This is a genomic window from Chromatiaceae bacterium, assembly GCA_016714645.1.
Taxonomy (GTDB): domain Bacteria; phylum Pseudomonadota; class Gammaproteobacteria; order Chromatiales; family Chromatiaceae; genus M0108.
Genome location: JADKCI010000009.1, coordinates 1 through 10060 on the forward strand (window position 1 = coordinate 1; position 10060 = coordinate 10060).

Here is a 10060-nt window from a genome sequence, read left to right on the forward strand (position 1 = left end):
CGGAACAAGGCCGCCACTTGCCAACCGTCCGTCTCCATCCGCGAGGATCTCCCCTTTGCTTCTCAACCAACTCCTGTTAATAGCCCTGCTGATCGCGGCCAGCGCCCTCTTTTCCCTGTCCGAGATCTCGCTGGCGGCCTCGCGCAAGATCAAGCTGCGCCTGCTGGCGGACGCGGGCCAGGAGAGCGCGAGGCTGGTGCTGGCGCTCCAGGAACATCCCGGCCATTTCTTTACCGCCATCCAGATCGGCCTCAACGCCATCGCCATCCTGGGCGGCATCGTCGGCGAGCAGACCCTGTCGCCCTATGTGGTCGCGGCCCTGCGACCCCTCTACGACGGCCCGTATCTCGATACCATCGGCTTTGTGATCGCCTTCATCTTCGTCACCTCCCTCTTCGTGCTGTTCGGCGGACCTGCTGCCCCGGCGCCTGGCCATGGTCCGGCCCGAGCCCGTGGCCATGGCGATCGTGCGGCCCATGCGCTTCTTTATCTGGCTCACATCGCCCCTGGTGTGGCTGTTCGATGGCCTGGCGAACTGCTTGTTGCGCTGGCTACAGCTCCCTACCAGCCGCGCCGAGGACTTTTCGGCGGCGGAGATCGTCGCCATGGCGGACGCCGGCGCCCAGGCGGGGGCGCTGTTGCGCCAGGAACAGCAGATGATCAGCAAGGTGTTCGAGCTCGATACCCGCATCGTGCCCTCGGCGATGACGGCGCGGGACAGCATCGTCTTCCTGACCCTGTCCGAGTCGGAGGAGAGCATCCGCGCCAAGATTGCCACCACCCCCCACGGCAAATTCCCCCTCTGCCGGGATACCATCGACAGCGTGGTGGGCTACGTCGCCTGGCGGGACATCCTGGCGCGCCTCATGGACGGCAAACCCCTGTCAATGCGCATCGAGCCCATGGTGCGCACCCTACTGGTATTGCCCGACTCCCTGACCCTGATCGAGGCCCTGGAGCATTTCCGTGACGCCAAGGAGGACTTTGCCCTCATCGTCAATGAATACGCCCTGATCGTCGGCCTGCTGACCCTCCAGGACGTGATGAGTACCGTGATGGGGGAACTCGCCAGCCCCTTCCTGGAAGAGATGATCGTGCGCCGCGACGACCAGTCCTGGCTGATCGACGGCGCCACGCCCATCGAGGACGTGATGGCGGCGCTGCTGATCCCCGAGTTCGAGGGTTTCGAGAACTACGAGACCATCGCCGGCTTCCTCATGTACAGCCTGCGTAAGGTGCCCCGCCGCACCGATGCCGTCATCTATGCCGGCTACAAGTTCGAGGTGGTGGACCTGGACAATTTCCGCATTGACCAGGTCCTGGTCACCCGCGATAGCCCCCGCCCCTTAGCGCCCGCACACCGCCAGTCCCGCCGCTCCTCAGCGGGAGGGCCGGGTGGGCGGGGGTGTCGACAGCAGGGATGCTGTCGCCAAGCCTACAGGGATGTATTCACGGCGCCCCCCGCACGCCGCCAGCCACCACCCGGCCCGGGCAACCGATAACCGATGCCTTTTGGCTATACTGATTCGTGCTCGGCCCCAGGCGGCCCTCACTCGACATGCGGAGATCGAAAAGATGACAAATTCTGTGTCATATCCCGGACGGGCCACCCCTGCCGGCGCCGGTGCCATCACCAGCCTGCTGGTCGCGCTGGCGCTGGGCGGCTGCGCCTCCTCGGCCGACTTTCCCACCGGCGCCATCGCCATCACCCTCAAGCCCGGCGACACCGGCACCTGTGTCACGGCCCTGCGAGGTCAGCTGGTCATGCCCCCGGCCAGGGCAGCTACGAAGTCACCGGTAATCAGATCCGGGTTGGCACCTACCGGCCGGTCAAACCGTCAATCTGGGCGGTTACTATGAATCCCAGAAATTCGTCATCGTCGGCGCCAAGGTACGCGCCCGCCTATGTCTATGTGCCGAATCAACGTTAGTTGTCGCGGTCGCCTGCCTCCCCGGCCCTCCCCCGCGGGGAGGGAGTCCGGCCGCGATCCGAAGGAAGTCTGGCCGGAAGCCCCCGCGCGGGGAAGGTGCTACCCCCCCGCTAGGATCGTCTAAGGCACGCGCCCCGCGCGACGGGATGGGGTGAGGCGGTCGCGGCCCCGGGCGATGGCCAGCCGCAGGGCGCGCGCCGCCGCCGCCGGGTCCGCGGCGGCCATGAGGGCGGAGACGACGGCGATGCCATCGGCGCCGGCCGCCATGACCGACCCCGCATTGCCCACGCTGAGGCCGCCGATGGCGATCAGGGGCAGGTGGGTGACGGCCCCGGATCGCCGCCAGTCCCGCCAGGCCGGTGGCCGTCGGGGTATCCCGCTTGGTCGGGGTGTCGAAGACGGGGCTCACGCCCAGATAATCCGCCCCCTCACCCGTGGCGCGCCGGGCCTCCTCCGGCGTGCTGACCGAGACGCCGATGATCAGCTCATCCCCCACCAGCCGCCGGGCCAGATCGCAGGGCAGATCGTCCTGGCCCAGATGGACCCCCCGCCGCGCCACAGGCCAAAGCCAGGTCGATGCGGTCATTGACGATGAGCGGCACCCCCAGCGGCTCCAGCAGAGCCTGCAACTCCAGCGCCAGCCGAAGGCTGTCGCGGATGCTGACATCCTTGTCGCGCAACTGGACGACGCTGACGCCACCCTGGACGGCGGCGCGGACGATCCCGGCCAGCCCCCGTCCCCGGGCGGCGGCGCGATCGGTCACCAGGTAGAGGCTATAGTCGATGGTCCGCGCCATGGGCTTATTCGACGACCAGGCGGGCGTCTTGTCTCACCCGCTCGGGGGTTACCGCGTCCAGGGCATCGATCAGGCGAGTGCGGAAGCTGCCGGGCCCCGGGTCCCCACCGCCGCCATCTCGCCGGCAATGCCATAGGCTGCCAGGGCGCCGATGCTGGCGAGCAAGGGGTCGGGCTGCACCGCGGCAAAGGCGCCGACCAGGGCTGAACAGACGCAGCCCGTGCCCGTCACCCGGCTCATCAGGGGGTGGCCGTTGGCCAGGCGCGCCCGGCGCTCGCCGTCGGTGATGAAGTCCTCGGGGCCCGTGACCACCACCAGAGCCTCGAAGGCTTGCGCGATGGCGATCGCCGCCTCCCGGGCCTCCTCGACGCCCCGAGTGGAATCGACACCCTGGTCGCCGCCGACCGCGGCCAGGGACAGGATCTCGGAGGCGTTGCCCCGGATGATGGTCGGCTTGACCTCCTCCAGGAGCAGCAGGCCGTCTCGGTGCGCAGCCGGGTGGCGCCGGCGCCCACCGGGTCCAGGACGATGGGCAGGCCCGCGCCCGGGCGGCGTGACCGGCGGCGAACATGGCATCGATCCAGGGCGCGACAGGGTGCCGATATTGAGGACCAGGGCCCCGGCCAGGCCTACCATCTCCCGCACCTCCTCGGCGGCGTGGGCCATGACGGGGGAGGCACCGATGGCCAGCAGGGCGTTGGCGGAAAAGTCCATGACGACGTAGTTGGTGATGTTGTGGACCAGGGGGCGCTGGCGCCGCAGATCCGCGAGCGCCTGGGCCGCGGCATCGATGGGGTTGTTGCTGATGTCCATGAATCGTGACTCTTTTGCTGAGGGCGGGTGGGTTAAATTCTTGCAGTGGCATTTGGGCATTTAGCCGGGGGCTAGGCCTGTGGACCCCTTTCTCAACCCTCCCCGCGAGGGGAGGAGCAGGAAGGCAGCGGCGGGCTACCGAACTCAACCCAGCCCATGCGGCCGGAGGCCAAAGCTTAAGCCAGGGCCACCAGCCGAGGGGGGCCGAACGCTCCCGAGGGCCACACACCGAGGTCTGAAGGCTTACCCCAGAGCCGTCAGCCGGGGCGTCAGTTCCGCGGCGGGGACCGGGCGGCCAAACCAGTAGCCTTGGGCCTGGTCGCAGCCCTCGGCCAGGAGAAAATCGCGCTGGGCCTCGGTTTCGACGCCCTCGGCCAGGATGGTGAAGCGCATCTTGGCGCCCAGGGCAATGATGGAGCGGGCAATGGCCGCGTCGTTATCATCCCCCGGCAGCCGCTCACGAAGCTCTGATCGATCTTCAGCTTATCCGCGGGCAGGCGCTGGAGACGGGCCAGGAGGAATAGCCGGGTGCCGAAGTCATCGATGCTGATCATGACGCCCCGCTCGCGCAGCCGATTGAGCGCACCGCGCCGACCTCGCCATGCTGCTGCATCATCACCGTCTGGCGATCTCCAGCCCAGGCAGGCCGCCGGCAGGCCGGCGTCCGCCAGGGGCCTCACGGACCCGCGCCAGCAGATCGCCGCGCTGGTTGCAGCCCGGAGACATTGACCGCCACCCGGCCCACGGCCAGGCCGGCGTCGAGCCAGGCGCGCCTTGCCGGCAGGCCTCCCGCAGCACCCAGGTGCCCAACTCGCCGATCAGGCCGGTATCCTCGGCCACGGGGATGAAGCGCGCGGGCGGAATCAGGCCCTCCTCGGGATGAGGCCAGCGGGCCAGGGCCTCGACGCCGATCAGGCCGCCGGTGCGCAGGTCGATCTGCGGCTGGTAGTAAAGCCGCAACTGGTCCAGCTCCAGGGCCTTGCGCAGTTGTCCCTCCAGCACGATGCGCTCGAGCGCGGCGGTGGTCATGTCCTCGGAATAGAACTGGTAGTTGTCGCGGCCCCGGTCCTTGGCGCGGTACATGGCGGCATCGGCGTTTTGCAGCAGGGTCTCGACCGCTTGGCCATCGCGGGGATAGATGCTGATGCCCATGCTGGCGGACACATGAAGCTCGTGGGCGCCCAGCCGCAGCGGCGCGGCGAGGGCCTTGATGAGGCGGTGGGCCTGGAGGGCGCTCCTCCCAGGAGGGCAGGTGCTCCGCCAGCACCACGAACTCATCGCCGCCGAGCCGGGCGAGGGTGTCATCCTCGCGCACGACGGTCTGAAAACGCGCGGCGATGGCCTTCAGCAGGCCGTCCCCCAGGTCATGGCCCAGGCTGTCGTTGACCGCTTGAAGCGATCCAGGTCGATGAAGATCACCGCCAGGACCTTGGCCTCCCGCTCGGCGGCTTGCAGGGCATGCTCCAGCCGGGCGCTCAGCAGCAGGCGGTTCGCCAGGCCGGTCAGGGGTCGTGATGGGCCAGGTGCTCGAGCTGGACCTGGTAGTTTTCAGGGGGTGATGTCGGTAAAGACGCCGACACACTGGGTCAGATCGCCGCTCGCGTCCCGCACCGGGCTGAGGGTCAGCCAGACGGGATAGCCGTCATCGGGCCGGGGGAGGTGGTCCCGGCGGCGATTCCAGACCTCGCCGCGCCAACCGCCGGTCTCGGCCATGGCCCGCCAGATGGCGCGATAGAAGGCCGGCTCCTGGCGGTCGCTGCCGAGCTTGTCGAAGGGCTGGCCAATGACCTCCCCCTCCGGATAACCGGTGATGTCGGTGAAGGTGCGATTGATCGCCAGGATATGGCCCGTGGCGTCCGTGATCATGACCCCTTCCTGGGCGTTCGCGAACACCACGTCCCGGGCGCGCAAGTCGCGCAGCAGGCGACCGCGGTCACACTCATTCTTGAGCAGGGCGCCGAGTATCAGGGTCGCGAAGAATTGCAGCAGCCCCAAGGCGGGGCCCGCCTCCCGCAGTAACTGGAGGCCGAGGGCCGGCGGCGGGATCAGCACCAGGGATAGGGCTCCAGAATCGTCATGGCCAGGGCGCCCGCCAGCAGCAAAGCGATAGGACTGGGGCGGGAACCACCGGCCAGGGCCGGCTGGATCAAGGCCGCCAGGACCGCGAATTCGACGGCCAGCCCGATGAACCCGCCCAGGCCCGGCACCGCCCAGCGCCAGGCGATAGGCCATCATGGCCAGGGCCGTGGTCAGGCCCACGAGCCCGCCCCCGAAGAGGGTGGCGCAGGCCAGGATGGCTCCGCGCGGGTCGGCGATGACCCCCTCGGACAATTCAATCGGCGCGTAGAGGCTGCAGAGACCCGCCAGGGCAAAGAGCAGCCCTTGGCGGACTGATTGATGGTGGGCCGATGGGTGGTGGAAAAATAGCCGTCAATGAAGCTGTAGACCGCGAAGACCACCAGGATCTGTCCGGTCAGGGTGGCGACATTGAGGAGGAGATCGGGCACGGCAACCAGTCGCGGGCGGAGAATCGGCTTCATGAGGACCTGGGGCGAGTATCTCGCCTGACTCGGCGCCGGGTCAAGGAACTTACCGGGCTGAGAGGGCGCAAGGTGCTGGCACGCCTTTTGACCGCCAGGCTTGCCCGCGGTAGCGGCGTTTCAGTTAAGATGTGGTCATCGTCATCAAGGCCCCCAGCCCGGGCGCTGGGTTGTTTAGAGAGGAACCGCCATGTTTAAGAACCTGCACCTCTGGGCCAACATCATGCTGGGCATGGTGCTGGCCATCCTGATGGCGGTCGGTGCCCAAGGCTATGGCAGCCTGCTGAGCCTCAAGGAGGTCATGCGGACGGCCGAGCGGACCCGGTTGAGCGAGAGCATGGCGAGTCTTCAGGCGGCGATCGCCGCGGATACCCGCCAGGCGGAGGCCCTGAGTGCCCTGGTGGCCAATATTCCCGAGGTCCAGGAGCGCTTCGCCGGGGGGGACCGGGCCTGGCTCCAGCCAACCTGCTGCCGGCCTACCAGGTGCTGGCCAAGCAATATGGGGCCGTGCAATTCCAGTTTCTGACCCCGCCGGCCACCTCCTTCCTGCGGCTGCATCTTGCTCGACAAGTTTGGGGACGATCTGTCCACCATCCGCAAGACCGTCCTGGACACCAACCGCACCCTCAGCCCCAGCGGGGCTGGAGGGTCTCGGCGGCGGGCCTGGGTGCCCGGGGCATGGTGCCCATCTTCGCGGGGGACCAGCATCTCGGGGTGGTGGAATTCGGCATGTCCTTCGGCAAACCCTTCTTCGAGGCCTTCAAGGCCACCTTCGGGGTCGATGCCGGCCTGCACCTGGTGCGCGGCGATAAATTCGATACCTTCGTCAGCACGGTGGGGGAGGCGCCCCTGCTCGACCCCGCGCGCCTGCGCGCGGCCCTGGCGGGCGAACCCCAACTGGCGGAGATCGAGTACCAGGGTCGGACACTGTCGGGCTACGCGGCCCTGCTGCGGGACTACTCCGGCCTGCCGTTGGGCGTGGTCGAGTTGTCCACCGACCATTCCGATGCCGATGCCATCCTGACCGCCGCCTCCCGCCAGTCCTGGCTGATCGGCGGCCTGGCCCTCCTACTGAGCCTCCTGATCGCCCAACTCACGGCCCGCTCCCTGGGCCGGCGCATGCAGCTCCTGTCCGCCGGGGTGGAGCGGGTGGCCGCGGGGGACCTGAGCCGCGAGATCCCCAGCGCGGGCGGGACGAGGTCGCGGGGCTGGCGCGCGCGGCCGATGCCATGCGGCGGCATCTGCACCAACTGGTGGCGGAGGTGGAGGCCAACGCCAGCGCCGTCCATCGCTCCGCCCAGGAGATCGCCCGGGCGGTGGATGGTCAGGCCGCCCACTCGACCCAGATGTCCGCCTCGGTGGCGGAGATCACCTCCACCATGGAGGAACTCTCGGCCTCCTCGTCCCAGATCGCCGAGTATTCGGAATCGGTGGTGACGGTCGCCCGCCAGACCCTGGAGGACAGCCACACCGGGGCCGGGGCCATGCAACAGTTGGCGAGCCGCATGGCGGAAAACCGCGACGACAGCCAGAGTGCCCTGCGGGAGATCCTGGCACTGGGCACCAAGTCCAAGGAGATCTCCCGCATCATGGAGATCATCGACACGGTGGCGGACCAGACCAAGCTGATCGCCTTCAACGCCGCCCTGGAGGCCGCCTCCGCCGGGGAGGCCGGCAAACGCTTCGCGGTGGTGGCGGCGGAGATCCGGCGCCTGGCCGACTCGGTCACCGAGTCCACCGGGGAGATCGCCCGCAAGGTGGCGGAGATCCAGGAGTCCATCGGCCGCCTGGTGGTGACCTCCGAAAAGGGCACCGCGGGCATCGAGCAGGGCCTGACCGAGTCCACCCAGGTGGTGCATTTCCTCACCGCCCTGGTGGACGGGGCCGAGGAGACCACCAGCGCCGCCCAGCAGATCAGCCTCTCCAGCCAGCAGCAGCGCACCGCCAGCAATCAGGTAGTGGTGGCCCTGCGGGAGATCGTCACCGCCAGCGCCGACACCGCCGAATCCGTGCGGCGCATCGCCGCCATCACCCAGGACATGACCGGCCGTTCCGCCAGCCTCCAGGACCAGGTGGACCGCTTCCGGCTGACGGCCGACGACGCCGCCGGACCCGTCCCGGTGACGGCCCCCCGCATCGGTCCCATCCAGGTCCTGGTGGTGGATGACAGCCCCACCGCCCGGGACCTGATCAGCGCCCTCATCGCGGGGGACCCCGCCTGACGGTCGCGGCCAGGCCGAGGATGGGCGGGCTGCGGTCCGCCTGGCCCAGGCCCTGCGCCCGGACCTGGTGACCATGGATTGCGGATGCCGGAAATGGATGGCCTGCAGGCCATCGCGGAGATCATGGACCAGTGCCCCACCCGCATCCTGGTGGTCTCGGACGCGGCGGATGCCGCCAACGCCATGGCGGCCGTGGCCCGGGGCGCCCTGGACGCCACCTTCAAACCCACCCTGGACGACGGACCGGCCTTCACCGCCCGACTGCGGATGCTGGCCGGAGTGCCGGTGATCCGCCACCTGCGCAGCCTGGCGGAAGCCAGACCCGCCGCCCCGGTGATGACGCCCAGCGCCGGCGCGAGCGGGCAGCGGCGGCGCGGTGATCGCCATCGCCGTCTCCACCGGCGGGCCCCAGGCCCTGGCCCGGCTGCTGCCGGCGCTACCCGCCGGACTCCAGGCCCCGGTGCTCATCGCCCAGCACATCAGCGACGGCTTCGCCCAGGGCATGGCCCAGTGGCTCGATGGCCTCTGCCCCCTGACGGTGACGGTGGCCCGCGACGGCGAGGCCATGCGGCCGGGTCATATCTATCTCGCCGATCCCGCGTCCCACCTGACCCTGGCGCCGGGCGACCGGGTCCACTGACCCCCCGCGCGCCGGACGATCGCTACCGCCCGAGCTGCGACCGGCTGCTGAACTCGGTGGCAATGGCGGGCCCGCTGGCCATCGGGGTCATCCTCACCGGCATGGGCCGGGACGGCGCCCAGGGGATAGCCAGCATCGCCGCGGCCGGCGGGACCACCCTCGCCCAGGACGAAGCCTCCTCGGTGGTCTTCGGCATGAACCGGGAGGCGATTCTGGCCGGGGGCGTCCAGCGGGTGCTGCCCCTGGAAGCCATCGCCGGGGAACTGACGCGCCTGGCGGGCGGCGCGGGGAGCCCCCGGGTCAAGATGGCCGGGGCCGGGGCATGATCGTTCAGGCCACCAAGGCCCTGGTGAAGAGCCGTCTGGGCCTGAGCTTCGAGGGCCAGGGGGAGCAGCCCTTGCGGCGGGCCATCGAGCGCCGCCTGGCGGCGACCAGAGCGACCGGGGCCACCGCCAACCGGGACTATGTGGCGCGGCTGGCCCTGGACACGGAGGAACTGGACGCCCTGACCAGCCTCCTGACCATCAACGAGACCTATTTTACCGCGAGCCCGAGCACCTGCGACCGCTCACCGGACCACCTGGCGCCGGAAGTTGCTGCGCACCCGCCCGCCGGGCAGGCCGGTGCGCATTCTCTGCGTGGGCTGCGCCACCGGGGAGGAGCCCTACTCCATCCGCATGGCCCTGCGCGAGCGCTGGGGCAATGAGTCCGACCGCGATTTCGCCATCACCGGCGCTGACCTGGACCGGGAGGCCCTGGCCACGGCCCGCCGGGGCCGCTATCGCCCCCTCGCCTTTCGCGCCCTGGACCCGGAGCGCCAGGCCCGCTGGTTCACCGCCACCCGGAGGGCGACTGGCGCTTGGGGCGGACAGCATCCGGGCAGCGTGGACTTCCTGCAACTCAACCTGCTCGCCGCCACCTATCCCGAAGCACTCGCGGGCCAGGACCTCATCTTTTACCGCAACCTCTCGATTTATTTCGATGCCCCGACCCGCCAGATCGTCATGGGGCGGCTGGGAGACCTGCTGCAACCGGCCGGCTATCTGCTCGTCGGCCTGGCGGAGACCCTCGCCAATGACTACGGCCTCCTGACCCTGCGCGACCAGGGGGGCGTCTG

The 10060-nt window shown here is 69.3% G+C and carries 7 protein-coding genes and 6 pseudogenes; 7 read left to right on the forward strand and 6 right to left on the reverse strand.

Going from position 1 to position 10060, the window contains the following annotated elements; all coding sequences use genetic code 11:
- Positions 1–55: 55 nt before the first annotated feature.
- Positions 56–1502 (forward strand): annotated as a pseudogene (locus IPN92_20810) (HlyC/CorC family transporter).
- 73 nt (positions 1503–1575) lie between these two features.
- Entirely contained in the window at positions 1576–1860 is a 285-nt protein-coding gene (locus tag IPN92_20815) for a hypothetical protein (GenBank protein ID MBK8640590.1), read from the forward strand.
- A 191-nt stretch (positions 1861–2051) separates the two neighbouring features.
- Here IPN92_20815 and thiE read toward each other — a convergent pair.
- From thiE to IPN92_20845, 6 genes and pseudogenes are all read right to left on the reverse strand, one after another.
- Positions 2052–2728: pseudogene (thiE, locus tag IPN92_20820) on the reverse strand (thiamine phosphate synthase).
- Between the two features lie 4 nt (positions 2729–2732).
- Positions 2733–3541: pseudogene (gene thiM, locus IPN92_20825) on the reverse strand (hydroxyethylthiazole kinase).
- A gap of 243 nt (positions 3542–3784) precedes the next feature.
- Positions 3785–4095 (reverse strand): annotated as a pseudogene (locus tag IPN92_20830) (EAL domain-containing protein).
- Positions 4096–4156: 61 nt separating this feature from the next.
- Positions 4157–4846: an EAL domain-containing protein gene (locus IPN92_20835; GenBank protein ID MBK8640591.1), complete on the reverse strand. Its 690-nt coding sequence runs from the start codon at positions 4844–4846 to the stop codon at positions 4157–4159.
- A pseudogene (locus IPN92_20840) lies at positions 4788–5171 on the reverse strand (diguanylate cyclase). The gene IPN92_20835 and the pseudogene IPN92_20840 overlap by 59 nt, the downstream one beginning before the upstream one ends.
- Positions 5090–5872, reverse strand: coding sequence for a PAS domain-containing protein (locus IPN92_20845; protein ID MBK8640592.1), 783 nt, complete (start codon positions 5870–5872; stop codon positions 5090–5092). Before IPN92_20845 ends, IPN92_20840 begins: the two are co-directional and overlap by 82 nt.
- A gap of 399 nt (positions 5873–6271) precedes the next feature.
- Here IPN92_20845 and IPN92_20850 point away from each other — a divergent pair.
- From IPN92_20850 to IPN92_20870, 5 genes and pseudogenes are all read left to right on the forward strand, one after another.
- Positions 6272–8171, forward strand: a pseudogene (locus IPN92_20850) (methyl-accepting chemotaxis protein).
- Positions 8172–8679: 508 nt separating this feature from the next.
- Positions 8680–8943 (forward strand): hypothetical protein, encoded by a 264-nt coding sequence (locus tag IPN92_20855; GenBank protein ID MBK8640593.1) that lies wholly within the window; start codon positions 8680–8682, stop codon positions 8941–8943.
- Positions 8944–9005: 62 nt separating this feature from the next.
- The gene (locus tag IPN92_20860; GenBank protein MBK8640594.1) at positions 9006–9269 is read left to right on the forward strand and encodes a hypothetical protein; all 264 of its coding nucleotides are present in this window, start codon (positions 9006–9008) and stop codon (positions 9267–9269) included.
- Positions 9266–9649, forward strand: a complete 384-nt coding sequence (locus tag IPN92_20865; GenBank protein MBK8640595.1) for a hypothetical protein — start codon at positions 9266–9268, stop codon at positions 9647–9649. The genes IPN92_20860 and IPN92_20865 overlap by 4 nt, the downstream gene beginning before the upstream one ends.
- Positions 9567–10060, forward strand: a 494-nt coding sequence (locus tag IPN92_20870; protein ID MBK8640596.1) for a protein-glutamate O-methyltransferase CheR, incomplete at its 3' end; no start/stop codon positions are given. The genes IPN92_20865 and IPN92_20870, both read left to right, overlap by 83 nt.

Coding starts and splice junctions, on each gene's coding strand:
- IPN92_20815 (MBK8640590.1), top strand. CDS start 1,576: ATGACAAATTCTGTGTCATATCCCGGACGGGCCACCCCTGCCGGCGCC.
- IPN92_20835 (MBK8640591.1), bottom strand. CDS start 4,846: ATGACACCCTCGCCCGGCTCGGCGGCGATGAGTTCGTGGTGCTGGCGG.
- IPN92_20860 (MBK8640594.1), top strand. CDS start 9,006: ATGGCGGGCCCGCTGGCCATCGGGGTCATCCTCACCGGCATGGGCCGG.
- IPN92_20865 (MBK8640595.1), top strand. CDS start 9,266: ATGATCGTTCAGGCCACCAAGGCCCTGGTGAAGAGCCGTCTGGGCCTG.